Origin of the sequence: Bradyrhizobium viridifuturi, from assembly GCF_001238275.1 — a bacterium.
Taxonomy (GTDB): domain Bacteria; phylum Pseudomonadota; class Alphaproteobacteria; order Rhizobiales; family Xanthobacteraceae; genus Bradyrhizobium; species Bradyrhizobium viridifuturi.
Genome location: NZ_LGTB01000034.1, coordinates 19,360 through 44,801, shown reverse-complemented (window position 1 = coordinate 44,801; position 25,442 = coordinate 19,360). Strand labels below are relative to the sequence as shown.

The window sequence follows — 25,442 nt, the reverse complement described above, 5'->3', positions numbered from 1 at the left end:
CGCATTCTCCCATCCGCTCAGGCTGCAAGGTGCTGGGCGCTCGCGGCCTCGATGCCGGCGATCCAGCCAGCGACCGAGCGACCGATCGCTTCCGGATGATCCTCCTGCAGATAATGCGCACCCGCGCCGAGCTGGATGACCGCGCAATGCTGCAGCCGCGCCGCGAAATCGGCGGCAAAGGCCGGCGACACCAACGCGCCGGGCGAGCCGGTGAACAACAGCTTCGGATAGGTCGATGCCGCAAGCGCCGCGTGTGCCGCGGTCAGCGCCTGATAGACGTCGGCCGGCTCGCCCGCGATCGGCAGCTCGCGCGGCAGCATCAAGGTCGGCTTGCGGCTCTCGCGCGTCGCAAACGGCGCGCGGTAGGCTTCCATTTCCTCGGCGCTGAGCGTGCGCAGGATCGAGCCGGGCAGCACGCGCTCGACGAACGCATTGTTGTCGAGGACCATCGCTTCGCCGACGCCCGGCGTGCGGAATTTGCGGAACGTCTCGCGGGCGGCCTCGTGCTGGTGGAAGTCGGACCAGCCTGCATCGGGCGGATGAACTCCATGAAGGCCAGCCCGCGCACCAATTGCGGTCGGCGCGCGGCGAGATGGAAGGCGAGCGCAGTGCCCCAATCCTGGGCGACGAGATACGCCGAGGTGATGCCGAGTTCGTCGATCAACGCGTCGAGATAGTCAGCCTGGTCGAAGAAGCGGTAGGCGATATCGGGCTTGCCGGACTGACCGTAGCCGATCAGGTCGGGCGCGATGCAGTGCCCGACCGGCGCCACCAGCGGCATGATGTTGCGCCAGATGTAGGACGACGTCGGATTGCCGTGCAGGAACAGCACGTGCGGCGCGTCGCTGCGCCCGGTCTCGCGATAGGCCATCGTGGAGGCGAGCACGGGCCGGTGATGCAGGCTGATCTCGTCGGATATCGTCATGGCAACTCCTTGAACACGGTTTGGAATGCGATCGTCTTGAAACGTTCGAGCGCAGCCGCGCTACGTTCGACCTTCATGCGCAGCATCGCGCCCTGCCAGGATGCGAGCAGGAAATCGGCCAGCTCATCGGCATCGAAGTCGGACGCGATCTCGCGCGCGGCCTGGGCTTCCGCGATGCAGGCGGCGAACGGCGCGCGCCATTCGCGAAAGATCTCGTCGAGCTGCTGGCGCAGCATCTCGCTCGAGCCGGATGCCTCGAGACTGAAATCGCCGATCAGGCAGCCGCGGGTGAAGCCGTCATGGGCAAGCTTGCCGGTGATGAGATCGAGATAACGGCGGAGCCGTTCACGCGGCGGCAGCGTGGTGTCGCCGAGGGCTTCCGCGACGAGGCCGCGCACATAGAGGAAGTAGCGGTCGAGCACCTCGGAGGCGAACAGCTCCTTGGAGCGGAAATGGTTGGTGAACGAGCCCTGCGGCGCGCCGGCGGCCGCCGTGACGTCGCGCACGCTGGTGCCGTGATAGCCGGTCCGGAACATTTCCTTCAGGCCGGCGTCGAGGATGGCATCGCGGAGAGAGGGTTTTGGCATGGGCTTGATTTAATACGTACGTACGTATTGATGTCAAGCCCTATAATCCGTGCGGCGGCATCGCGCGTGGCGGCGCCGCCAGGGTCCGATGGATCAAGGGTTTAGGGGGTCAGCTCGCGGGCTTGCTGCGCGAGACCACCCAGTCGCGCAGCCAGGAGCCGATGGCACAACCCACCAGATAGAGCGCGAACATCATCAGGAAGAGATCGAGCCAATAGCCGAAGCGGCCGGGCACGATCCGCGCGAACGATGCCGCCACCAAGGCGGCGGCGAGCAGCGCGAGCCAACGCATCCAGAGCCTCGAGACGCCCTGCGCCCGATGCACCACCGCGATCCAGCCCATGCAGAAGCCGAGCAGCGCCGCGCCAAGCAGCCAACCCCAGACGAATGTCGCGAGCACGGTCATCGCTACTTCACCACGAATTCGATGCGGCGGTTCTGCGCCTTGCCATCTTCACTCTCATTGCCGGCGAGCGGCTGCGTGCTGCCATAGCCGATCGGCGTGAAGCGGTTGGCTGGCAATCCGGCGCGCACCAGGTAATCCACCACGGCCTGCGCGCGGCGCTCCGACAGCGCCTGGTTGGCCGCCTCCTCGCCATCGCTGTCGGTGTGGCCGGCAACCTCGATCGTCGCATTGGGGCAGCGCATCGCGGTCTCGATCAGGCGGTCGAGCAGACCGGCGGAGTCAGGAACGATGTCGGCCTTCCCCGTGTCGAAGCGGATCTTTCCCTTCGACAGGATCTCGGAAAACAGCTGCTGGCACACGGTGGGATCGACCGGCGCCGCCGCCGGCTTGACCGTGACCTCGGCCTTGTACTGCCAGCCCTGCGGAAAATCCTTGCCGAGCCCGTCGCGGATCTGCCCCGCCGCAGCGTCGTAGAGCGCATCGCCCGACAGCTTCACCTCGCGATCCGACACCACGAGCGTCCCGGTCGACAGCCGCGACAGCGCACCGAGCGCGGGCACCACCGCCGCCGCAAACCCTGACGGCGCGCCAATGCTGGCCTTGAGGTTGTCGACCACCTTCTCGCTGAAGAACTTGCGGCCGGCGGCGGCGACCAGCGCGGCATGCACGTTGTTGTCGGGCACGTAGCCGGTCAGCGTCAGCGTCACCGCGACCGGGTCCTTGTAGGCCTGGAATACGTAGGGCGGCGCCTTGATGTCGTTAGTGGCGATCGAATAGCCGTCCGGCAGGTTCTTCAGCGCCGCCGCGATCGCCTCGCGTCCGCCGAGCTCGCGCGCCATGCCGGCGAGTGCGACCTTGTTGTCGGTCAGCGTGATCTTGCCTTCCTTCAGCTTGCCGATCTGGTCGAGCAGCAACAGCGCCGCCGGATCGAATCGCTGTGGCGCGCCGCGGGCGAGCGCCATCTGATCGACCACCTCGACACCGCCGAGACCGGCCTTCGCGGCCTCCGTCAGCTTGCTCTTGCTCGACGGCAGCGGCGCATTGCCGCCAAGCGTGACGCGCACCACGTCGCGCTCCGCCGACCACACGTAGGGCTTGGCCTCGGGAACAAGGCGGGTCTCGTCGTTGACCAGCCGCACGCCCGGCACGGCTTCGACCGATGCCACCGCGCTGAGGCGGCCGTCTTCGGAGAAGGCATTGGCTGCAAACGTGACGTCACGGCCGTCGACGCTGATGCGGCGCTTGTCGAGCACGGTGTCCTTCAATGCGGCATTAGAGCGCGCAGCAAGATCCGCCTCGACCGTCGCCGTCGAGGTCCAGGCCGCGATACCCCACAGGACGACCAGTGGAATCACCCCCGGCCACCACTTGCTACTCCACTTGAAAAGTCCGTGCATTCAGCGTCCTGCGGGTCGGGAACCAGAGAGAAAACAAACCCTTGGCTGACTGTCAAACCCCAAATCGACTGCCATGGCGTGGCCGCCATGTCGGACCGGGATAACAGTTTCTTCAGTGGTCTTTCGCTAAGTTTGCGGCGGAATGCAAATCGGCCAGCCCGTGCCCTCATGAAACAACTCCGCAACACCGTGATCCGTGCCGGGATGGAGGCGTTGTATTTTTCGGGTGCGCATATCCTGCTGCGGCCGATCTTCGCCGGCATCGGCGCCATCTTCATGCTGCACCACGTCCGCCCGCGCCGCGCCGACGCGTTCCAGCCCAACCATCATCTCGAGGTCACGCCGGACTTCCTGCGCGCGATGCTGACGCATCTGCGCGCGCTCGACGTCGACGTCATCAGCATGGATGAGGCGCATCGCCGCCTCACCGAACGGAATTTCGAGCAACGCTTCGCCTGCTTCACCTGCGACGACGGCTATCGCGACAACCGCGATTTCGCGCTGCCGGTGATGCGCGAGTTCGGCGCGCCGTTCACGGTGTTTGTCGCGAGCGATTTCGCCGAGGGCTGCGGCAAATTGTGGTGGATCGCGCTGGAGCGGATCATCGCGGCGGCATCGGCGATCGAGGTGCCGGTCGCCGGCGTCATGACGCGGATCGACACTGCGACGCCGCAAGCCAAGCGCACGGCATTCGGCCGCATGCATGACTGGCTGCGGTCACTGCCGGGCGAGACGGAGATGCAGGACGCGATCTCAGCGCTGTGCGCCCGCCACGGCGTCGACGAGGCCGGCATCGCGCGCGAGCTCTGCATGTCGTGGGACGAGTTGCGCGGTTTTGCCGCCGATCCGCTGGTCACGATCGGCGCCCACACCATCAGCCATTGCAATCTCGCCAAGCAGAGCGAGACCGTCGCATTGTTCGAGCTCGCCACCAGCCGGGCGCGGATCGAGCAAGCGTTGCAGCGGCAAGTCGCGCATCTTGCCTATCCCTATGGCGACCGGATCGCCGCCGGGCAGCGCGAATTCGCTCTCGCCAAATCGATCGGCTTCCGGACCGCGGTGACGACGCGGCCGGGCATGCTGTTTCCCGAAAGCGCCGACTATCTGACCGCCTTGCAGCGGGTCTCGCTGAACGGCAATTACCAGGACGCGCGGCTCTTGCCGGTCCTGACCTCCGGCGCCGCCACCGCGGTGTGGAACGGCTTTCGCCGGATCGATGCGGCGTGATCGAGCAACGTCCTAGATCACCAGCAATACCCCCGACACCAGCAACAGGCCGAGGATCACCCGCCTGAAATTGGCCTCATCGATGTTGCGGAACGCAAAGATGCCGAGCCACGAACCGGCAAGCAGCGCCGGAGCGCTCCAGACGACGTCGTAGGCGACCTTGATCGGTAGGTCGCGATGCAGCAGCATCATCGCCAGCGCCGAAATCTGCATCGCGGCGATGAAGGGTTGCACGAGGCCGCGCTGCTGCTGCTTCGGCACGCCATGGATATCGCACCAGATGGTTGGCAGCGCGCCGGGCATCGCAGTCAAGCCGCCGATCAGGCCACCGCCGAACCCGACCAGCGCGTGGCGCCCCTCAGGCAACCGGCCGAAGCCGATCGCGGGCCTGAACAGCATGTAGCCGGCATAGAGCGCGACCATGATCCCAAAACCTTCGCGGAACGTCCGGCCATCGGTGTTGTGCAACAGCCAGAGTGCGAGGGGGACGCCCAGCAATCCGCCTGAAATCAGCAACAGGCTCTGCTTCCACTGGATGTTGTGCCGGAGCGCCCACAGATTGGCGCCCTGCACGCCGACGCTGCAGGCCATCATCAGCGGCACCGCCTCGGTCGGCGGCATCGCGTGCAGCAGGATGCCGCCGCGATCGCGGAAAAGGCAAAGCCGGCGAGACCGGATACGAAGGCACCGCAGAACACCGCGGCGCTGAGCACGGCAAATGACGTGACGTCGGCCACCAGCTGACCTCCGTTGATTGCAGGGATGATGAATCGGGCGATCTAGTCGGTGTGAATCACCCTCGCGTCCCGCGACACGGCCGCATCTGCCGTGGCCGCGGGCATCAGCAACGTCGCAGTGAGAAGGTGCAGCACAAGAAATCCGACCGCGGTGGCGATCAGCAGCGTCATCTCGCTGATCTCCGGAAGCGGATGATCGATCTGCGCGTCGGCGACCGGTCAGTGATGGACATTGCCGCCACCCTCCGGATTGGCACCGCGCCGCTCGGCGCGATCGATCAGATGCTGATACTGCTTCAGAACGCGTCGCGCCTGAATCCGCCGCGAGTAATGAATTGCGCCGAGGATGGCCGCGAACAGCCCCTTCCGCCGTCGTCCGAATTGAATGTGGGTGACAGGCATCACACCGGTCACTGGCAATGAAATGTGCTTCATTACTGGAACTCCTTGGTCCGGAATTCCACCCCACGCGCATGATGCGCCAGATCGGCCGGCCCATTTGTGCACCGCATCACATCTCAAGAAAGCTTGATCGAAGAAGGCTCGATGGATGTGACGCACGACCTTTGCGGGTGAACTGATCAGAACCATCGCCGGAGATCAAACGGCTGCGCGTTCGTCGGCCGCCGCAGTTCCTTGACTAGCTTCATCAACCCGGCCAGAACGCTTGCCATAGCTAAGGAGGCAACATGTTCAAGGATCTGTTTTCACTGAAGGGCCGCGTCGCGCTGGTAACCGGGGGATCGCGCGGCATCGGCAAGATGATCGCGGCGGGATTCCTGGCGCAGGGTGCGGCCAGGGTCTACATCACCGCGCGCAAGGCAGGTCCCTGCGAGGCCACCGCCCAGGAGCTGTCAGCCGCCTATGACGGCGAATGCATCGCGCTGCCGATCGACATCTCGACCGTCGAGGGCTGCGAGAAGCTCGCCGGCGAGATCATCAAGCGCGAGCCGAAGCTCGACATCCTGGTCAACAATGCCGGCGCGGCATGGGGCGCGGATTTCGACGAATTCCCGGAGAGCGGCTGGGACAAGGTGATGAACCTCAACGTCAAGTCGATCTTCTTCCTGACCAAGGCGCTGGCCAAGCCGCTGCGCGCCGCGGCGAGCCATGACAGACCGGGCAAGGTGATCAACATCGCCTCGATCGACGGCATCTTCGTCAACCCGATGGAGACCTACTCGTATGCCGCGAGCAAGGCCGCGGTGATCCACCTGACGCGCCGGATGGCGACGCGGCTGATCAAGGACAACATCAACGTCACCGCGATCGCGCCGGGTGCCTTCAAGTCGGACATGAACCGCGCCGCGCGCGACCATGCGGACGAGGTCGCACAGCGCGTCCCGTCGCGGCGGGTCGGCAGCGACGAGGATATGGCGGGCACCGCGATCTATCTCGCCTCTCGCGCCGGCGACTATGTCGTGGGCAACACCATCGCGGTCGATGGCGGCGTGGTCTACGCGACCGCGGGGCTGGAGATCGCGGGGTAAGCGAGCGCTGCTTGCACAAAAGAAAAGGGGCGAGCCAGGACCTTTTCGGCTCACCCCTTTCCGGCCCCTCCGGGAGGAGAGGAACTGTCCGGTCATGATGCGATCCCGCATCATGACCTTCTTTGTTGTCGGAGCATGATCTCTTCGGAAAACCGCTTCACATTTTTCCGGATCATGCTCGAGAACATCAGCTCTCGATCCTCACATATTCGAAGTCACCCGGCTTGTTGTCGATGCCGACCTTGGGCGCCGAGATCCAGGAGGCGAACTCGCCGGGTTCGGTGACCGGCTTCATCAGCGAGGCGATGAAATCGCCGTCCGCGGCCGACGGCAGCCAGTCGTTCTTGCGGCTCGCCCAGGTGGCGTCGTCGATCAGGAGGCCATCGGGCGTCGCATGGACGTCCTTGAACTCGCCGATCTGGCGGTGGAAGGCGGTATTCGGCACCTGGAGCTTGTAGTCGATGCCGGCAGTCGAGATCACCTTGTTCCAGCGCAGCATGCCCTTGACGCAATCCTGCGTGTAGTCGTCGCGCAGCCGCATGTTGAGCGCGGTCAGCGCCGGCTCGTCGACCATCTTGATCTTGCCGTCCACCAGCTTCATGACCGGATAGGTCGAGTTCTTGAGCTGGTGATCGTCGTCGATCGTGGTTTCCTTGTAGCGGCCTTTGATGCCGGCGTTGAAGGCGTTCGCCGCGTTGGTCGACACTTCGGAGCCGAACAGGTCGAGCGACAGCGAATAGTGCAAATTGAGCTTCTTCTGGATGGTCGGCAGGTCGATCACGCCGAGCGCGCGGATCCTGGCGATGTCGTTCGGATCGGTGATGCCGGCTTCCTTCATCGCATCGCAGGTGCGCTGCACGACGCGGGTGATGCCGGTCTCGCCGACGAACATGTGGTGGGCTTCCTCGGTCAGCATGAAGCGGCAGGTGCGCGACAGCGGATCGAAACCCGACTGCGCCAGCGAGTGCAGCTGCATCTTGCCGTCGCGATCGGTGAAGTAGGTGAACATGAAGAACGACAGCCAGTCCGGCGTCGCCTCGTTGAAGGCGCCGAGCATGCGCGGTGAATCCGCATCGCCCGAGCGGCGGCGCAACAAATCGTCCGCCTCCTCGCGGCCGTCGCGGCCGAAATACTTCTGCAGCAGGTAGACCATCGCCCAGAGATGGCGGCCTTCCTCGACATTAACCTGGAACAGATTGCGCATGTCGTAGAGCGAAGGCGCGGTCTTGCCGAGATGGCGCTGCTGCTCGACCGAGGCCGGCTCGGTGTCGCCCTGGATCACGATCAGGCGCCGCAGCATCGCGCGATGCTCGCCGGGGACTTCCTGCCAGGCCGGCTTGCCGTAGTCCTCGCCGAACGGAATGACGCGGTTCTCTTCCTGCGGCGCGAGCAAAATGCCCCAGCGATATTCGGGCATCCGTACGTAGTCGAACTTGGCCCAACCGCGCGGATCGACCGAATAGGCGGTGCGCAGATAGACCAGTGATTCCTGGAAGCCGTCCGGCCCCATGTCCTTCCACCAGTCCATGTAGCCGGGATGCCAGCCTTCCAGCGCCTTCAGCACCTGGCGGTCTTCGGCGAGATTCACATTGTTCGGAATCTTGGTCGAGTAATCGACGTTCATGATGTTCATGTTCATGGCCGTGCTCCCTTAAACTCGCGTCATGTCGAATTGCGCCTTCTGGCCGGTGCCGTAGCGGCGCAGCGCGCCGTCTTCGCCGACCGCGTTCGGCCGCTGGAAGATCCAGTTCTGCCACGCGGTGAGGCGCGAGAAGATCTTCGATTCCATGGTCTCCGGACCAACGAAGCGCAGATTGGCTTCCATGCCGGTGAGGCCGTCGGGCGAGAACGAGGTGCGCTCCTCGAAGAACACGCGGACCTCGTCGTCCCAGTCGATGTCGTCGAGCGCGAAGGTGACGAGACCGAGCTCCTCGGCCTCCTCCGCATCGAGCGCCTTGCCGATCGATGCCTGCGCGCGTTCCAGATCCGACGGGTCGGCCTGGAAGCGCGACTGCAAGCGCGTCAGGCCATGGCTCATCGGATAGGGCCCGAAATTCATCGCGGTCAGCTCGATCGCCGGCGGCGGACGGTTGTCGCCCTGCTTCTGGCCGATCAGCATGTAGGAGCGGTCGGCGGCGAACACGAGCTCGGCCAGCGTGCCGACGAAGCAGGAGCCGGGCTCGACCAGCGTCACCAGCGTGCGCGAGGTGACGTCGATGCGCTTGAGCACGCGCTTCCAGTAGTGCCTGATCTCGTTGACCAGCCAGTGCGCCTTGTTGGCCTCCAGGAACGCGTCATAGGACACGACATTGGCGCGGTCGCCGTGGCTCTTGAACACCAGCATCGCGATCCCGAGCTCGTTGATGCGCAGATGCAGGATGGCATCGTCGAGTTCGCGGGCGACCTGCAGCGGCCAGAACGAAGCGCCCTGCCCGATCAGGCCGTCGATGTTGGCGGGAGCCGCAGCTTCCGGCGCCTTGATCGAGATGGTGGCGATGCGTGCGGCGCGGTCGATGTCGACGCTGACGAAGCCGTAGCGGATCGCGCTGTCGTCGATGGTGCGCGCAAGCGGCGTCAAAGCGAGGCCCTTGCCCTCGCCGTTGCGCTTCGACTTCGCGGCGAATTCCTTGACGCGCTCGGCAAGCTTGCCCTCGAGCTTGGAGTTCGGCGCGATCTCGTCGACCAGCCGCCACTGCACGGCGCGCTTGCCCTTGATGCCTTCCTCGATGGTGCAGAAGAAATCGGCGTGGTCGCGGCGCACCTTGCGCTTGTCGACGACGCGGGTCAGACCGCCGGTGCCCGGCAGCACCGCGAGCAGCGCACTTCCGGCAGCGCGACGGCGGCGGCGCGTCGTCGGCCATCATGATGTGGTCGGTCGCGAGCGCCAGCTCATAGCCGCCGCCGGCCGCGGTGCCGTTGACGACGGTGATGAAGCTCTGGCCGGAATTCTCGCTGGAATCTTCCAGGCCGTTGCGGGTCTCGTTGGTGAACTTGCAGAAGTTGACCTTGTGGGCGTGGGTCGAACCCGCCAGCATGCGGATGTTGGCGCCGGCGCAGAACACCCGGTTCTTGCCCGAGCGCATCACCACGACCTTGACCTCGGGATGCTCGAAGCGCAGCCGCTGCACGGCATCCGCAAGCTCGATGTCGACACCGAGGTCGTAGGAATTCAGCTTGAGCTGATAGCCTTCGAACAGGCCGGCGTTCTCGTCGACGTCCATGGTCAGCGTCGCGACGTCGCCCGCGACGTCGAGCTTCCAGTGCCGGTAGCGCGACGGCTCGGTCTGGAAGTCGATGTATTTCGCCCCGCCTGCAAGGACGCGATCGTCACCAGCCATGGGCCACCCTTACCTGTTGTTCGTTGTGATGGTTCGTCTTGTCTTCATGCACAATAATGCATGTTTTCGACCTAGTCCAGTTCAAAACGCAAAAACATGCATTTTGTTTCATGTTCGGGAAAATCGCTCGCTGGGCCAATGGCCTAACACCAGCAGGAAATGTCATGCCGCCAGTGCCGGGTCGTCGCGCAGCGCCGCCCGTGCGAATTCGGCGACCGCATCCAGCGTCACTGCGGCCGCCTCGCGGTGCGGCGAATGGCCGGCGCCGGCGATCGCGGCGACATCGACCGGGCAGTAGCACTCCTCCTGGGCGACCTCGACCTGGCGCATCGTGCCGTATTGATCGTCCGCCCCCTGCACGATCAGAACAGGCACGCGGATATAGGCGAGATAGTCGGAGATATCCCAATCGCGGAATGCCGGATCGAGCCAGGCGCCGTTCCAGCCATAGAAGGCGTTGTCGACATCCTTGTGCCAGCGCGCGAGCTTCTCCTTCAGATTGGTGGTCTCGTATGCCCTCTTGATCTCGGCGATCGACTGCACCGAGATGTCCTCGACGATGAAGTGCGGCGCGATCAGCGCAAGGCCTTGCAGGCGATGATCCTGGTGCGCGCCGGCATAGATCGCCGCGATCGACGCGCCGTCGGAATGTCCGAGCAGCAGGCCACGTTTGAAGCCGATCCGATCCAGCAGCTGCGGCAGCACGTCGAGCGCCTCGCGATGCATGTAGTCGACCGGACGCGGCAGCGTCACCGGCGACGACGCGCCGTAGCCCGCGCGCGAATAGGCGAACACGCCGGCGCCGGTCGCAGCCTGCAGCTTGTCGGGGAAGTCGCCCCACAGCCCGACGCAGCCGAGGCCTTCATGCAGCATCACGATGGTGGGTGCGGACTCGGGTGACGGACCGATCATGCGGTATTCGAGATCGGTGCCGTCGATGGTGAGGAAGCCTGAGGGTGCAAGGGTCGTCATGGTCGCGTCTTCCTCACTCGTCGTCCCGGCGAAGGCCGGGATCCATAACCACAGGCTTCAGTTGTTGCGCAAAAGCCGTCGAACAGCGTCTCTCAAAACGAATGCCGCGGCGTATGGGTCCCGGCCTTCGCCGGGACGACGGGGAGCTAGTGCTCGTGCTCCCGCAACTTGAACCGCTGGATCTTCCCCGTCGCCGTCTTCGGCAGGTTGTCGACCACGTCGATCCAGCGCGGATATTTCCACGGGCCGATCTTCTGCTTGACGTGCTCCTTCAGCGCCTCGTGCAAACCTTCGGCCGAGCTCTCGGGCCGCAGCACCACATAGGCCTTCGGCTTCAGCAGACCTTCCGGATCGGCTTCCGGCACGACGGCGGCTTCCAGCACCGCGGGATGGGTGATCAGCGCACTCTCGACCTCGAACGGCGAGACCCAGATGCCCGAGACCTTGAACATGTCGTCGGCGCGGCCGCAGAAGGTGTAACGGCCGTCGGCATCGCGCGTGTATTTGTCGCCGGTGCGGGTCCACGCGCCCTCGAAGGTGGCGCGGCTCTTGGCGCGCTGGTTCCAGTAGCTCTCGCCGGCCGAGGGCGCATCGACCAGCAGCTCGCCGACCTCTCCGTCTGCTACGTCGGCACCAGCCTCGTTGACCAGCCGCACCTTGTAGCCGGGCACCGGACGGCCAGACGAGCCGTATTTGATGTCGCCGGGCGCATTCGACAGGAAGATGTGCAGCAGCTCGGTCGAGCCGACGCCGTCGAGGATGTCGACGCCGAACCGCGCGCGCCAGGCATTGCCGACCGATTCCGGCAGCGCTTCGCCGGCCGATGTGCAGACCCGCAGGCGATTGCCGCCAGACTGCGCCTTGGTCGCCTCGTCGTTCAGCATCGCGGCGAACAGCGTCGGCACGCCGAAGAAGATGCTCGGGTGATATTTGTTCATCAGCGCGAACATCACCGCCGGCGTCGGCCGCTCCGAATTCAGGATCGTGGTGGCGCCGACCGACATCGGGAAGGTCAGCGCATTGCCGAGCCCATAGGCGAAGAACAGTTTCGCCGCCGACAGGCCGACATCGTCCTCGCGGATGCCAAGCACCTGCTTCGCGTAGGTCTCCGCGGTTGCGGCGAGATTGGAATGCAGATGGCGCACGCCCTTCGGCATGCCGGTCGAGCCCGACGAATACAGCCAGAACGCCGGCTCGTCGGCCTGCGTCGGCGCGGTGGCGAACACGTCGCTCTCGCGCGCGATCTCGTCGGACAGCTTCTTGTGGCCGTGCGCGTCCTTGCCGGAGACCACGACATGCTCGAGGTCAGGCATGCGGGCGATGACATCCTTGACGACCGGAAGCAGCGCCTCGGACACGAACAGCACGCGGGCGCGGCAATCGCCGAGGATGTAGGCATATTGTTCCGCGGTCAGCAGCGTGTTGAGCGGCACCGGCACCACGCCGGCGCGGATCGCGCCCAGGAACACGATCGGGAAATCGACCGTATCCAGCATGATCATCGCGACCCGCTCCTCGCGGCGGACGCCGAGCCGGCGCAGCATGTTGCCGACCCGCCGGGTCTGCTGCTGCAACTGGCCATAGGTGATTTGCGACACCGTGTCGTCGAACACGACCTTGTCGCCGCGGCCCTCATCGACGTTGCGGTCGAGCAGCCAGGAGACTGCGTTATAAGTCATGCCCCGTTCCCCGGACCTTGCTTGGGACCCAGACGCGCCACGCTTCCCTCTCCTGTGAATTTAAGAATTATAATTCATACAAAGCCACTAGCTCGGCTTGCTGTCAATCCTTATCGGCATTATGTTTCCTAGACTAACGGTCTGATTCAGCCAGGACCGCGCGTCGCACAGGAATCATGACCGCAGCCAACGATCCGGAAACCGACTTCCTCGAACAGCTCGGCCAGCGGGTGCGCACCACGCGCGGCCTAGCCGGCATGTCGCGCAAGGTGCTCGCAAAAGTCTCCGGCATTTCCGAGCGCTACATCGCCCAGCTCGAGAGCGGCAAAGGCAATGTCTCGATCGTGCTGCTGCGCCGCGTCGCAGCCGCGATGGGCGCGCATCTCGAGGATCTGATCCCTTCCAGCGAACCGGTGCCCGACTGGGCCGTGATCCGCGATCTCCTGCGCAAGGCGTCGCCGAGCCAGATCGCGCAGGCCAAGGACATGCTCGCCGGCAGCAGCCCGCTGGCGCCACGCCGCGCCTCGTTCTCCGGCATCGCGCTGATCGGCCTGCGCGGCGCCGGCAAGACCACGCTCGGACGGATGCTGGCGAAGAAGATCGGCTGGAGCTTTGTCGAGCTCAACAAGGAGATCGAGGCGCAGAACGGCCTCTCGGTTGCCGAGATCATCGCGCTGTACGGCCAGGAAGGCTTTCGCCGCATGGAGCAGGCGGCGCTGACGCAGCTGCTCGCGCGCAAGGAGTTGATGGTGCTGGCGACCGGCGGCGGCATCGTCTCGGAGGCTTTGACCTTCGACCTGATCCTGTCGTCGTTCTACACGATCTGGCTGAAGGCCGAGCCGGAAGAGCACATGGCCCGTGTCCGCCGCCAGGGCGATCTGCGCCCGATGGCCGACGACCGCTCGGCGATGGCGGAATTGCGCAACATCCTGGTCAGCCGCGAGCCGCTTTATGCGCGCGCTTCCGCTGTGGTGGATACAGCGGGCCTATCGGTCGACGCCGCCGCGGCGCGGCTGATCGATTCCGTGCGTCCGGTGTTGCAGAACGAGGCGCGCTCGTTCGGGCTGCGCAGCGTGGCGCTTTGATCCGCGGTTACACGACCTCACAGACATGCCCGTGAAATAGGAGATAGCGGCCCGGACCGGTCACGCCTGCCGCGTTGGCACGCCACCATGCTGCCGCTTCCGGGCTAGACTGATCCAGTTGGGCAAGCGCGGCGGTGGCCTCCACGGCATATCCATCGATGATCTCGCTCGGCCAAACAATGCAAGAAAACATTGTTTCCACCACTGCCGCGGTATGGACAGGACACCGAAACCATAAAGCCGACGGCGATCCGCAAAGCGATCGACGGGCAGTTCCAGGCCGATCCATTTCTCTCGCACCCAATAGGGCGCTTCACCGGGAGGGACGGCGACGATGCGAATGGCGAAGCTAGACTGATTCATGCTGGATCCTGCGGCATCTGCAAATGATCTGTCGCGATGGCGGGCTGTCGCGTTCACCACAAGACAAATCGCTTCGCTGTGCTTGCGATCACAACAGCCGGCTCTTCACATCCTCCGCTCCCTCGCGCAGCAACGGCAGGAAACGATCGATCAATTCCCTGGCCGGCACCCGATCGACGTGCCCGCCCATGTTGATGGCGGCGACGATGGTCCCGTCGTAGCGGCGCACCGGCACCGAGATCGAGCGGAAATGCGGTTCGGCCTCGCGGTCGACCAGTGAGTAGCCCTGCGCGCGGTCGGCGATGATAGTCGCGAGCAGTTTCTTCGGATCGGTCACGGTCTGCGGCGTCACGGGGTCACGGCGCATCGCCTTGAGCCGCGCCGCAAGCTCGGCATCATCGAGCCGGCCGAGCATCGCGCGGCCGACCGAGGTGCAGAACGCCGGCAGCCGATAGCCGATGTCGAGGCCGGCGGAGAACACCCGGGTCGGGCTCGAGCGCGCGACGAACACCACATCGTCGCCGTCGAGCAGCGCGAGCGAAGCAATCTCCTGCGCTGCGGTGGCGATGCGGTCGAGCACCGGCTGCAGCACCGTCACCACCTGGTTGGATTGCAGGAACGAGCCCGCCAAGGTCAGCACATGCGGCGTCAACGTGAACAGCTTGCCGTCGGTGGTGACAAAACCACCATGCGCGAGCGTGAACAGGATGCGGCGCGCGGTGCGCGCGGCAGATCGGCGGCGCGCGCCAGATCGCTCAGCGTCGCAGGACCGGTGACAGTGCCGAACACCTGCAGCAGGCGCAGGCCGCGATCGAGCGCCTCGACGAAGTCGGTGGCGCGCTCGTCCTGATCGGTCCGTTTCAGTTTCGGCATGGGGTGCGACTTCGAACGGTTCAAAAATTGCGCTTGCTGTCCCATCCAGACATGGCATAATTCGCACATACGTTCAATAGGCGAACAAATCCGAATCCAGGAGACGCCGCCATGATGAGCCAGGAAGCGAACGATCTGATCACCCGCACCGGGCGCAAGGACCCCTGCGGCAGACTGATGCGGATGTACTGGCAGCCGGCGGCGCTGGTCGACGAGCTGGAGGGGCCGCGCCCGGTGCGGCCGGTGCGGCTGCTCGGCGAAAACCTGGTGCTGTTCCGCAGCGAGGACGGAAGCTATGGCCTGATCGATCGCCATTGCGCGCATCGCGGCGCCGACCTCGCCTTCGGCCGGCTAGAGAATGGCGGGCTGCGCTGCGCCTTCCACGGCTGGCTGTTCGACACGTCCGGCCAGTGCATCGAGACGCCGGCGGAGCCCGCCGGTTCGCAGCTCTGCAAGGGCATCAAGCAGCGCTCTTATCCGGTGGTGGAGAAGAGCGGCATCCTGTGGGCCTATCTCGGCGAAGGTGAGCCACCGGCATTCCCGGAGCTCGACTGCTTCGTTGCACCCGGTAGCCACACGTTCGCATTCAAAGGCCACATGAACTGCAACTGGTTGCAGGCGCTCGAGGTCGGCATCGATCCGGCGCACGCCTCCTTCCTGCATCGCTTCTTCGAGGATGAGGACACCTCAGCCGCCTACGGCAAGCAATTCCGCGGCGCCTCCGCCGGCAGCGACATGCCGATGACAAAAATCCTGCGCGAATATGATCGGCCGATCATCAATGTCGAGCACACCGAATACGGCCTGCGGCTGATCGCGCTGCGCGAACTCGACAACGAGCGCACCCATGTGCGCGTCACCAACCAGCTGTTCCCGCACGGCTTCGTGATTCCGATGTCGACCGAGATGACGATCACGCAGTGGCACGTGCCGGTCGACGACGAGAACTGCTACTGGTACGCGATCTTCACCAGCTACGCGGCGCCGGTCGACAAGCAGAAGATGCGCGACCAGCGGCTGGAGCTCTATACGCTGCCCGACTACAAGTCGCGCAAGAACCGCAGCAACGATTACGGCTTCGATCCGCACGAGCAGGCGACCGAGACCTATACCGGCATGGGCACCGACATCAACGTCCACGACCAGTGGGCAGTGGAATCGATGGGAGCGATCCAGGACCGCACCAACGAGCATCTCGGCCAGAGCGACAAGGCGATCGTGCAGTATCGCCGTCTGCTGCGGCAGGAGATCGAGAAGGTCGGCGGCGGCGAGAAGCCGATGCTGTTCCTCGACGAGGCCTCGGCGCGCAGCATCCAGGGTCCGGCGACGATGGACGGCATCGGGCCGACGCTGGGCTGGGAACTCTACTGGATGGAGGTCGACGTCAAGCGCCGCCGCGGCGCGCCATGGGCCGCGCCCGTGCCGCGCGAGATCGCGGGGAAGGTGCAGCATCTGACGGCGGCGGAGTAGCTATGTCCTTGCGTCATTGCGAGCGAAGCGAAGCAATCCATCGCGCCGCTTGTGGAGGTGTGGATTGCTTCGTCGCGTTGCTCCTCGCAATGACGCCTTTGGAGAGGTGACACCTTGAGCTTCGTCGAGCGTCACGGCCTGTGGTCGGATGAGCAGAAGGAGGCCGCACAGCGCCTCCGCCGCATGGTCGAGGACAAGAACCTCGAGGTCGTCAGGCTGTCGTTCCCCGACCAGCACGGCATCCTGCGCGGCAAGACGCTGATCGCGTCCGAAGCCGTGCGCGCGCTGGAGGGCGGCTGCTCCATCACGACGACGATGCTCGCCAAGGACACCTCGCACAAGACGGTGTTTCCGGTGTTCACATCAGGCGGCGGCTTCGGCATGAAGGAGATGGAAGGCGCGGCCGACGTGCTGATGGTCGCCGATCCCACCACCTTCCGCGTGCTGCCCTGGGCGGAGAATACCGGCTGGGTGTTGTGCGACCTCTATTTCAGCGACGGCCGCCCGGTGCCGTTCGCGACCCGTAATCTCTATCGCAAGGTGCTCGATCAGCTCGCAGGCCGCGGCTACGATTTCGTCGCCGGCCTCGAGGTCGAATTCCATCTGTTCAAGCTCGACGACGCCCACATGGCGCCGGAGGATGCCGGCCAGCCCGGGCGACCGCCGTCGGTCAGCCTGCTGTCGCACGGCTATCAGTATCTCACCGAGCAGCGCTACGATCAGATGGAGCCGGCGCTCGAGATCATCCGCCGCGACATCCTCGCGCTTGGCCTGCCCCTGCGCACGGTCGAGGTCGAGTTCGGCCCAAGCCAGTGCGAATTCACCTTCGCACCGACCGTGGGTCTCGCGCCGGCCGACATCATGGTCCTGTTCCGCTCGGCGGTGAAGCAGATCGCACGCCGCCACGGCTATCACGCGACCTTCATGTGCCGCCCGAAATTGCCGAACGTGTTCGCGAGCGGCTGGCACCTGCACCAGTCGGTGGTGTCGCGCGCGGGCGGAGAGAACGCCTTCATGGCGAAGGAGGCCGGCGAGCCCTTGAGCCCGCTCGGCCGCGCCTGGCTCGCGGGCCTGATCGAGCACGCGCGGGCCTCGACCGTATTCACGACGCCGACCATCAACGGCTACAAGCGCTACCGCTCCTATTCGCTGGCGCCGGACCGCGCGATCTGGGGCCGCGACAATCGCGGCGTGATGATCCGCGTGCTCGGCGGCCCCAATGATCCCGCGACACGGCTGGAGAACCGGATCGGCGAGCCGGCCGCCAATCCCTATCTCTACATGGCATCGCAAATCCTCTCAGGTCTCGACGGCGTCGACCGCAAGCTCGATCCCGGCCCGTCCGCCGATACGCCCTACGAGACCAAGGCTGCGCTCTTGCCGAAATCACTGCGCGAAGCGGTGTTCGCGCTCAACGACGACCCGTTCTTCCGGCAAGCGCTCGGGCCGGAGTTCGTCGATTATTACGTGTTCATCAAGAACGCCGAGATCGAGCGTTTCCAGGCCGAGGTGTCGGACTGGGAGCAGCGCGAATATTTCGAGATGTTTTAGAGACCCCTGCGTCGTGCCGGCGAAGGCCGGGACCATAACCACGACTGCTCCTGATTGAGAAAGACGTCTCCCCGTCTGCCCATTACCCGGGCCGCGGCGCATGGGTCCGTGCCTTCGCCGGGACGACATTGAACATGGTGCGAGCGCGGCGCCTTGCTTCAAATCCCCAGATACTTGTGCTGCAAATCCGGCTCGGCGAGCAGCTGCTCTGACGTCCCGGTCCACACCGTCTTGCCGCGCTCGATGATGTAGTGGCGGTCGGCGATGCGGGCGAGGTTGCCGACGTTCTTGTCGATCACCAGCACTGATTGCCCGCGTCCCTTCAGCATCGAAAGGCAGCTCCAGATCTCGTCGCGGATCAGGGGCGCGAGGCCTTCGGTCGCCTCGTCGAGGATCAGGAGCTTCGGGTTGGTCATCAGCGCACGGCCGATCGCCAGCATCTGCTGCTCGCCGCCTGACAGCGTGACGCCCATATTGCCGGTGCGTTCGGCGAGCCGCGGAAACAGCGCATGGATCTTGTCGATGGTCCAGGGATCGGAGGCGCCGAGACGATTGCCTGAGGCGGCGACGAGATTCTCGCGCACCGTGAGGTTCGGGAAGATCTGGCGGCCTTCCGGCACGAGGCCGATACCGAGTTTTGCAATTCTGTAGGACGGCAGGCCGCGCACCGCCTCGCCGGCGAAGCGGATGGCACCTGACCGCGCCGGCGTCAGCCCCATGATGGAACGGATCGTCGTGGTCTTGCCCATGCCGTTGCGGCCCATCAGGGCAACCATCTCGCCCGCCTTGATCTTGAGCGACAGGCCGAACAACACCTGGCTCAACCCGTAGCAGGTCTCGATCCCGTCGACTTCAAGCAAGGTTTCAGCGGTTTTCGATTCAGCCGATTTTGCTTCAGCCATGGCGCGTCACCGCATGCTGCTCGCCGAGATAGGCGCGCTTGACCTCTTCGTGCTTGCGGATCGCGTTCGGTACGTCGCAGGCGATGACGCGGCCATAGACCAGCACCGTGATGCGGTCGGCCAGCGCGAACACCGCCTCCATGTCGTGCTCGACCAGCACGATGGTGACCTCCTTGCGCAGCTCCTTGAGCAGCGCGACCATCCGCGCCGACTCGGTGACGCCGAGCCCGGCCATCGGCTCGTCTAGCAGCAGAAGCTGCGGCCTGGTGGCGAGCGCGACCGCGAGCTCGAGCTCGCGCTGCTCGCCATGGCTCAGTTGCGAGACCACGATATCGGCGCGCTTGCCGAGGCCGACGCGCTCCAGCGCGGCGCGCGCGGCCTCGCGCAGGCGCGGCTCCTTGCGCGCATTGCCCCAGAAGCGGAACGAGTGGCCGTCATGCGCCTGCGCCGCCAGCGCGACATTGTCGATCGCCGAGAAATCCTTCAGCAGCGAGGTGATCTGGAACGAGCGCGCCAGCCCGAGCCTGGAGCGCTTGTAGGACGGCAGACTGGTGACGTCGCGGCCGGCAAAGCGGATGGTGCCGGAATTCGGCATCACCTGCCCGGTAAGCTGACTGATCAACGTGGTCTTGCCGGCGCCGTTCGGGCCGATGATGGCGTGCAGCTCGCCCGGCACCACTTCCATTGAGAGGTTGTCGGTCGCGGTGATGCCGCCATAGCGGCGCACCAGATTGTCGACACGCAGCAAGGGAATCGGCAAGGGATCAGGCACGGCGCATCCTCCCGAGCAGGCCCATGATGCCGCCGCGCGCGAACAGCACGATCAGCAGCAGCACCGGGCCGAGGATCAGGCCAGAGAACTCGGTGAACTGCGACAGCAGTTCCTCGAGCAGCAGATAGACGATCGCGCCGATCACGGGGCCGAACAGCGAGCCCATGCCGCCGAGGATCACCATCACCATCAGGTCGCCGGAGCGGGTCCAGTACATCACCGCAGGGCTGACGAAATCGGTGTTGTTGGCGAGCAGCGCGCCGGCAAGCCCGCAGATCGTGCCTGCGATCACGAAGCAGACCAGCCGGTAGCGGTTGGCATGGAAGCCGATCGCCTGCATGCGCTGCTCGTTGGAGCGGACGCCCTGCACCACGAGCCCGAAGCGCGAATTGACGATGCGCCAGATCAGATAGAGGCCGCCGAACAGGCAGGCAAGGCACAGATAATAGAACTGGTTGCGGTCCGACAGATTGATCAGGCCGGCGAAATCGCTGCGCTTGTAGACAGTGAGGCCGTCGTCGCCGCCGTAGCGCGACAGCGCGGAGGCGACGTAATAGGCCATCTGCGCAAAGGCCAGCGTGATCATGATGAAATAGACGCCGCGGGTGCGCAGGCTGAGCGAGCCGATCAGCAGCGCAAACAGCGCCGAGACCACGAGCGCCACCGGCCACTGGATGAAGCCGGAGCCGATGCCCTCGGCGGCGAGGATGCCGACGGCATAGCCGCCGATGCCGAGATAGGCGGCATGGCCGAAGCTCATCATGCCGCCATAGCCCATGATCAGATTGAGGCTCGCGGCGGCCAGCGCAAAGATCACGATGCGGGTGAACAGCGTGAGGATGAAGATATTTCCGGTGGCTGCCGAATAGACCGGCAGCAGAATGAGCGCGACGCACATCAGCGCCGCGACCGCATTGGACGCGTTGAGCTTCGGCTTCATCGTTTGGCCGCCGGGAACAGCCCCTCGGGCCGCATTACGAGGATGGTGGCCATCAGCAGATAGATCAGCATCGAGGACAGTGCCGGCGCCGCGGTCGAGGCCGCCGCCCCGCTCAGCACCTTGCGCAGCAGGTCCGGCAGGAAGGCGCGGCCCATCGTATCGATGATGCCGACGAAGAGCGCGGCCATGAAGGCGCCGCGGATCGAGCCGATACCGCCGATCACGATGATGACGAAGGCCAGGATCAGGATGTTCTCGCCCATGCCGATCTGCACGGTGAGGATTGGCGCCTGCATCAGCCCGGCGAGGCCGGCGAGCGCGGCCCCGAGGCCGAACACCAGCGTGAACAGCAGCTTGATATTGATGCCGAGCGCGCCGATCATCTCGCGGTTGGAGGCGCCGGCGCGGATCAGCATGCCGACGCGGGTGCGCATCACGACGAGATAGAGCAAGGCGGCAACCGCCAGCGCGACCACGATGATCATCAGCCGGTAGGCGGGTAATACACCCCGGGAATGATCTGCACCGGCACGGTGAGCCAGGCCGGCAGCGGCAGCGCGAGGCCGGCCGGGCCCCAGATCAGACGGACGGCATCGTTGAAGAACAGGATCAGGCCGAACGTCGCCAGCACCTGGTCGAGATGGTCGCGGCCGTAGAGATGCCTGAGCGCGGCATATTCGAGCGCGATGCCGAGCAGCAGCGTGGCGCCGAGTGCCAGCAGCGCACCGAGCACGAAGCTGCCGGTCCAGGCCACGAAGGTCGCCGCGAAATAGGCGCCCATCATGTAGAGCGAGCCGTGCGCCAGATTGACGAAATCCATGATGCCGAACACCAGCGTCAGTCCGGCTGCCAGCAGGAACAGCAGCAGGCCGAATTGCAGGCCATTCAGCAATTGTTCGACGACGAGATACATCGTGAGGCTACGTCACCTTGAGCGAAGCGGGTTGGAGTGTCCGCGCATTGCACGCTGCGCGTTCTCCCTCGCCCCGCTCTTGCGGGGAGAGGGTTGGGGTGAGGGACTGTCTCCACGAGCCGATTCGCGGAGAGTCCCCCTCACCCGATCGCTTCGCGATCGACCTCTCCCCGCAAGCGGGGCGAGGTGAACAGAAAGCAAGCCACAGGCCAGAATTTCCGGACGATCACTTCATCGGACACTTGTCGTGGAATTTGTCCTGGTCGTCCTTGACGATGGTCGCGACCGTCTTCAGCGAAAGCTGGCCGTCGGCGTCCTTGACCACGTCCTGCAGGTAGAAGTTCTGGATCGGGATGTGGTTGTTGCCATACTTGAACGGGCCGCGCAGCGACTTGAAGTTGGCCTTCTCCATCTCGGCCTTCATCGCGTCCTTCTTGGTGAGGTCGCCCTTCACCGCTACGACGGCGCTGTTGATCAGCTGGGCGGCGTCATAGGCCTGGGCGCCGTAATAGGTCGGGCGCAGGCCGGGATACTTCTTGCGATAGTCCTCGACGAACTTCTTGTTCTCGGCGTTCGGCAGGTCGTTGACCCATTCCTGCGCGCCGGGAATCCCGATCGCGTTGTCCTTCTGCAGCGGCAGCGACAATTCGTCGACGGTGAAGGCGGTGTAGAGCGGGATCTGCGCCTTGATGCCGGCCTGGGCATACTGGTTCAGGAACTGGACGCCGGCGGCGCCCGGATAGAACACGAAGATCGACTCGGCTTTCGAGTTGCGTGCCTTGGTCAGCTCGGCGGAGAAGTCGAGCTGGCTCGGCCACACCGTGTATTCCTCGCCGACCACCTCACCCTTGAAGGTGCTCTTCACGCCCGCCAGCATGTCCTTGCCGGCGGCGTAGTTCGGGCCGATCAGGAACACCGACTTGACGCCCTTCTGGTTCATGTAGAGGCCCATCGCGGCGGGCGTCTGGTCGTTCTGCCAGGAGGTCGAGAACACGTAGGGCGAGCACAATTCGCCGGCGAGCTGCGACGGGCCGGCATTGGCGGAGATCAGGAAGGTCTTGGAATCGACCGCGGTCTTCAGCGACGCCAGCAGTACGTTCGACCAGATGTAGCCGACGATGAAGTCGACCTTGTCGGACTGCACCAGCTTCTCGGTCTTCTGCTTGCCGACGTCGGGCTTCTGCTGGTCGTCCTCGTAGATCACCTCGACCGGCTTGCCGTCGATCTTGCGGCCGAGATGGTCGAGCGCGAGCTCGAACGAATTGCGCATGTCGTTGCCGATCACGGCGGTCGGACCGCTGAAGGTCGAGACGAAGCCGATCTTGACGCTGTCAGCCGCCGCCGCGGGCTGCGCCAGCGCCAAAGCCATGGCGCCTGCCAGCCAAAATGCCTTTTTCATATTTACTCCCCTCCTCAACCAAAGATTCCGCCAGGCCCAATCGAGGCCCGCGGTCACGCTTTGCGCGCGTCGTTCTGTGACGTGTTTTGTGCGCGATATCGCAAGTCTGCAGCAAGCATGAACCGACGGCACCCAATTAGAACCTTCGGCGCATACCCCAGCACCTTGCATCATAATTCGTCCAAATCGGCCGTGGCAAGAAATATAATGCCGGTTGCGTAGGCAACGATTGTCGCAGGCCCCGCTCCCTCCCAACGGCCCCGACGCGCAGTGCAGCAGGCTTTAGCGATCGGGTAAAGGACGTGGAAACCACAGGCCGGCAAGCATTCGCCGGCTTCATGGTCCGGAAAGCATCACCGGGCGAAGCTGCCGCCAAAGGGGTGCGTCACATGCTGAATTACATCTTCGGCTTCAATGCCCGGATGGGCCGGTTGGCCTTCTTCTTCTGCAGCTTCGTGACCGGCTTCGGCTTCTTGATGCTGGTCTACGGCATCACCGGCAATGCACCGGCGAGCGGCAGGACGGACGTGCTGCTGGCGCAGGCCGCGAACAGCCCCGCCTTGATCTTTTCCTTCTATGGCATGCTCGTGATTTGCTTCCTGCTGCAATCGATGCGGGTGCGTGACATCGGATGGGATCCGGTCTGCGTGATGGCGGCTTGGATCGCTCTCATGGTGCTCGACCGCGCCGTTGCCGGACGATTTCCCGAATATGCGCTGACCTATCATCACACCGCAACGGTGGTCGGCACGGTCGTCAATGGCGTGATGAACCTGGTGCTGACGTTCTGGCCCGGCAGCGGTCATTTCAATGAAGCGTCGTCCTTGCCGCGCGACAGCGGCAGCGACGGCATGTTTGAGCGAAACGGCGCACCGGCCGCAGGCGGCAGCCGCGTGGCGCGGATTGCCAGCGGCGAATTCGGCGGCAAGACGCGCTAGCTAGCCTCACACGCCGCTGTCGTCCCGGCGAAGGCCGGGACCCATAACCACAGCCTTGCGTTGTCCAAGCAGGCTGGGGCCCCAGCATCGCAAACCAATTGCATTCGTGGTTATGGGTCCCGGATCGCGCTTCGCTTGTCCGGGACGACACTGAGTTTGTGGCGCGGTCACTGCGTTACGGAGGCTGAGCCGCAGCCACCTACCCCTCATCCACCGCCCATTCGGCGCCGTCGATCGCGTAGGGCGCGTGGCGGAAATCCCTGATGGTTGCGACCTTGTCGGCGGACCAGTCGAGCAGCATGAACGATCGCGGCGGCGCATCCTGCGCGTCCGGATCGAACACCAGGATCGCGGGACGTCCCTCGATTTGTCCGGCTACCAGACGCCAGTCGTCGATCTTGGCATAATTGCCGAAATAGCGTGACACCTCGGCCTTGCCGTTCAGCCGCGTCCGGTTGACGAGCTCGAGCCTGATGTCGTCGGCGATCATGCCGCGGATGGCGTCGAAGTCGCGGGCGTTGAAGCGGCTGACATAGGCGTTCAGCCTGGTGCGATCGCCCGGCGACAGGCCGGGCCGCGGCGCATCATCAGGCTCGCGGGCGAACGCGCGCAGCTGCGTGCGCCCGCGGTGCAGCGCCGCCTTCACCGCCGGCAGGCTGAAATCCATGATGCCGCAGACCTCCTGCAACGAGCAGCCGAGCACATCCATCAGGATCACGCTGGAGCGCTGCGCCAATGGCAGCCGCATGAAGGTGCGCAGGCTGCTTGCGGCAATCTCGCGGCGGCCGACATCGTCGAGCTCTGCGGCCATCATGTCCACCTCCTCCGAAGAGTGGAGCGCTTCCTGGCGGTTGCGCCGCCTGAGGAAATCGAGCGCGGTGTTGTGCGCGATCCGGAACAGCCAGGCTTGCGGGTTCTGGATCGGCGCTGCGGACGCGAAGGCCTCCATCGCCTTGATCAGCGCGTCCTGCAGCACGTCCTCGCCGTCGATGACCGATCCGACCATGCGGGCGCAGTAGCGATGCAGCCTTGGCCGCATCGCCGCCAGCAGCGCGTCGACCTCGGCCGCAGCCGGCACTTGGGGTAGTGACGTCATGATGGCTCCGCCAGATCGATCCACTGCTCGCCGGTTCACGGCTCATCCAGCATACGATAATTTCCGACAATCACGGCACTGCGAACCAGCGGCGGCTCGGCGCAGCGATCCCTGATGCCGTCCTGGAAGGCCTGGAACGCAGCCAGCTTCGGGATCGGGCTCGAACCGTCGTCAGCCGCGGTCTCGACCATATGGATGAAGGTGTCGTCCTCCAGCCGCAGCGTCATGTAGCGCACGCCATCCGGGCTCGCCGCCTTCAGCTCGGCGAACACAGCCGCAACCAGCGCGGCATTCTTCTCCGCCAGCTCCGGTTTGGTCCTGTACCTGATCAGGGTCCGTCGCATCGCAACCTCCTTGGTTCGCGGCCCGAACCGGCCGCGTC

Annotated in this window: 21 protein-coding genes and 5 pseudogenes; 7 read left to right on the top strand and 19 right to left on the bottom strand. The window is 64.8% G+C overall.

Annotated elements, in window-relative coordinates; all coding sequences use genetic code 11:
• Window positions 1-17 precede the first annotated feature (17 nt).
• The 5 genes from ALC15_RS46585 to ALC15_RS27850 all read right to left on the bottom strand — a co-directional run bounded on the left by ALC15_RS46585 (window position 18) and on the right by ALC15_RS27850 (window position 3,315).
• Window positions 18-374, bottom strand: coding sequence for a hypothetical protein (locus ALC15_RS46585; RefSeq protein ID WP_244486296.1), 357 nt, complete (start codon window positions 372-374; stop codon window positions 18-20).
• Window positions 320-925 carry an alpha/beta fold hydrolase gene (locus tag ALC15_RS27865; protein WP_244486295.1) on the bottom strand — a complete coding sequence of 202 codons (606 nt, stop codon included), beginning with the start codon at window positions 923-925 and terminating at the stop codon, window positions 320-322. Before ALC15_RS27865 ends, ALC15_RS46585 begins: the two co-directional genes overlap by 55 nt.
• On the bottom strand, window positions 922-1,512 hold the full coding sequence (locus ALC15_RS27860; protein ID WP_050630052.1) for a TetR/AcrR family transcriptional regulator: 591 nt from the start codon (window positions 1,510-1,512) through the stop codon (window positions 922-924). Before ALC15_RS27860 ends, ALC15_RS27865 begins: the two co-directional genes overlap by 4 nt.
• 109 nt (window positions 1,513-1,621) lie before the next feature.
• A complete protein-coding gene (locus tag ALC15_RS27855) occupies window positions 1,622-1,918 on the bottom strand; it encodes a hypothetical protein (RefSeq protein WP_050630051.1) in 297 nt (98 codons plus the stop codon).
• 2 nt (window positions 1,919-1,920) lie between these two features.
• The gene (locus ALC15_RS27850) at window positions 1,921-3,315 is read right to left on the bottom strand and encodes an OmpA family protein (protein ID WP_050630050.1); all 1,395 of its coding nucleotides are present in this window, start codon (window positions 3,313-3,315) and stop codon (window positions 1,921-1,923) included.
• Between the two features lie 168 nt (window positions 3,316-3,483).
• Between ALC15_RS27850 and ALC15_RS27845 the strand changes: the two genes are divergently transcribed.
• Window positions 3,484-4,542 (top strand): polysaccharide deacetylase family protein, encoded by a 1,059-nt coding sequence (locus tag ALC15_RS27845; protein WP_050630049.1) that lies wholly within the window; start codon window positions 3,484-3,486, stop codon window positions 4,540-4,542.
• Between the two features lie 12 nt (window positions 4,543-4,554).
• Here ALC15_RS27845 and ALC15_RS27840 read toward each other — a convergent pair.
• Together ALC15_RS27840 and ALC15_RS47295 are read right to left on the bottom strand one after the other, a co-directional pair.
• Window positions 4,555-5,279 (bottom strand): annotated as a pseudogene (locus ALC15_RS27840) (sulfite exporter TauE/SafE family protein).
• A gap of 42 nt (window positions 5,280-5,321) precedes the next feature.
• Window positions 5,322-5,450 (bottom strand): hypothetical protein, encoded by a 129-nt coding sequence (locus ALC15_RS47295; RefSeq protein WP_283806299.1) that lies wholly within the window; start codon window positions 5,448-5,450, stop codon window positions 5,322-5,324.
• A 21-nt stretch (window positions 5,451-5,471) separates the two neighbouring features.
• On the opposite strand from ALC15_RS47295, the gene ALC15_RS27835 reads away from it, so the two are divergent.
• Both ALC15_RS27835 and ALC15_RS27830 read left to right on the top strand, forming a co-directional pair.
• Window positions 5,472-5,702 carry a hypothetical protein gene (locus tag ALC15_RS27835; RefSeq protein WP_050630048.1) on the top strand — a complete coding sequence of 77 codons (231 nt, stop codon included), beginning with the start codon at window positions 5,472-5,474 and terminating at the stop codon, window positions 5,700-5,702.
• 266 nt (window positions 5,703-5,968) lie between these two features.
• Window positions 5,969-6,769, top strand: coding sequence for an SDR family NAD(P)-dependent oxidoreductase (locus tag ALC15_RS27830; RefSeq protein ID WP_050630047.1), 801 nt, complete (start codon window positions 5,969-5,971; stop codon window positions 6,767-6,769).
• A 187-nt stretch (window positions 6,770-6,956) separates the two neighbouring features.
• Here ALC15_RS27830 and boxB read toward each other — a convergent pair whose 3' ends face one another.
• The 4 genes and pseudogenes from boxB to ALC15_RS27810 form a co-directional block, all read right to left on the bottom strand.
• Window positions 6,957-8,408, bottom strand: a complete 1,452-nt coding sequence (boxB, locus tag ALC15_RS27825; protein WP_050630046.1) for a benzoyl-CoA 2,3-epoxidase subunit BoxB — start codon at window positions 8,406-8,408, stop codon at window positions 6,957-6,959.
• 12 nt (window positions 8,409-8,420) lie between these two features.
• Window positions 8,421-10,107 (bottom strand): annotated as a pseudogene (boxC, locus tag ALC15_RS27820) (2,3-epoxybenzoyl-CoA dihydrolase).
• A gap of 162 nt (window positions 10,108-10,269) precedes the next feature.
• On the bottom strand, window positions 10,270-11,079 hold the full coding sequence (locus tag ALC15_RS27815; RefSeq protein WP_050630045.1) for an alpha/beta fold hydrolase: 810 nt from the start codon (window positions 11,077-11,079) through the stop codon (window positions 10,270-10,272).
• 146 nt (window positions 11,080-11,225) lie between these two features.
• Window positions 11,226-12,758 carry a benzoate-CoA ligase family protein gene (locus ALC15_RS27810; protein ID WP_050630044.1) on the bottom strand — a complete coding sequence of 511 codons (1,533 nt, stop codon included), beginning with the start codon at window positions 12,756-12,758 and terminating at the stop codon, window positions 11,226-11,228.
• Between the two features lie 161 nt (window positions 12,759-12,919).
• On the opposite strand from ALC15_RS27810, the pseudogene ALC15_RS27805 reads away from it, so the two are divergent.
• Window positions 12,920-13,843: pseudogene (locus ALC15_RS27805) on the top strand (helix-turn-helix transcriptional regulator); the annotation flags it as partial.
• A 451-nt stretch (window positions 13,844-14,294) separates the two neighbouring features.
• Here the strand turns inward: ALC15_RS27805 and ALC15_RS27800 are convergent.
• A pseudogene (locus ALC15_RS27800) lies at window positions 14,295-15,079 on the bottom strand (IclR family transcriptional regulator domain-containing protein).
• 111 nt (window positions 15,080-15,190) lie between these two features.
• On the opposite strand from ALC15_RS27800, the gene ALC15_RS27795 reads away from it, so the two are divergent.
• A complete protein-coding gene (locus tag ALC15_RS27795) occupies window positions 15,191-16,549 on the top strand; it encodes an aromatic ring-hydroxylating dioxygenase subunit alpha (RefSeq protein WP_050630042.1) in 1,359 nt (452 codons plus the stop codon).
• Between the two features lie 114 nt (window positions 16,550-16,663).
• Window positions 16,664-18,100 carry a glutamine synthetase family protein gene (locus ALC15_RS27790; protein ID WP_050630041.1) on the top strand — a complete coding sequence of 479 codons (1,437 nt, stop codon included), beginning with the start codon at window positions 16,664-16,666 and terminating at the stop codon, window positions 18,098-18,100.
• A gap of 158 nt (window positions 18,101-18,258) precedes the next feature.
• On the opposite strand, the gene ALC15_RS27785 is transcribed toward ALC15_RS27790, so the two are convergent.
• From ALC15_RS27785 to ALC15_RS27765, 5 genes and pseudogenes are all read right to left on the bottom strand, one after another.
• A complete protein-coding gene (locus ALC15_RS27785; protein WP_050630040.1) occupies window positions 18,259-19,002 on the bottom strand; it encodes an ABC transporter ATP-binding protein in 744 nt (247 codons plus the stop codon).
• A complete protein-coding gene (locus ALC15_RS27780) occupies window positions 18,995-19,762 on the bottom strand; it encodes an ABC transporter ATP-binding protein (protein ID WP_050630039.1) in 768 nt (255 codons plus the stop codon). The genes ALC15_RS27785 and ALC15_RS27780 overlap by 8 nt, the downstream gene beginning before the upstream one ends.
• A 4-nt stretch (window positions 19,763-19,766) precedes the next feature.
• A complete protein-coding gene (locus ALC15_RS27775) occupies window positions 19,767-20,714 on the bottom strand; it encodes a branched-chain amino acid ABC transporter permease (RefSeq protein WP_050630038.1) in 948 nt (315 codons plus the stop codon).
• A pseudogene (locus tag ALC15_RS27770) lies at window positions 20,711-21,627 on the bottom strand (branched-chain amino acid ABC transporter permease). Before ALC15_RS27770 ends, ALC15_RS27775 begins: the two are co-directional and overlap by 4 nt.
• A gap of 226 nt (window positions 21,628-21,853) precedes the next feature.
• Complete coding sequence (locus ALC15_RS27765) at window positions 21,854-23,026, bottom strand: ABC transporter substrate-binding protein (protein WP_050630037.1); 1,173 nt, start codon at window positions 23,024-23,026, stop codon at window positions 21,854-21,856.
• Window positions 23,027-23,415: 389 nt separating this feature from the next.
• On the opposite strand from ALC15_RS27765, the gene ALC15_RS27760 reads away from it, so the two are divergent.
• Entirely contained in the window at window positions 23,416-23,964 is a 549-nt protein-coding gene (locus ALC15_RS27760) for a hypothetical protein (RefSeq protein ID WP_050630036.1), read from the top strand.
• Between the two features lie 199 nt (window positions 23,965-24,163).
• Here the strand turns inward: ALC15_RS27760 and ALC15_RS27755 are convergent, their stop codons facing one another.
• Window positions 24,164-25,060: an RNA polymerase sigma factor gene (locus tag ALC15_RS27755; protein WP_050630035.1), complete on the bottom strand. Its 897-nt coding sequence runs from the start codon at window positions 25,058-25,060 to the stop codon at window positions 24,164-24,166.
• Window positions 25,061-25,095: 35 nt separating this feature from the next.
• Window positions 25,096-25,404 (bottom strand): hypothetical protein, encoded by a 309-nt coding sequence (locus ALC15_RS27750; RefSeq protein WP_050630034.1) that lies wholly within the window; start codon window positions 25,402-25,404, stop codon window positions 25,096-25,098.
• Window positions 25,405-25,442 lie beyond the last annotated feature (38 nt).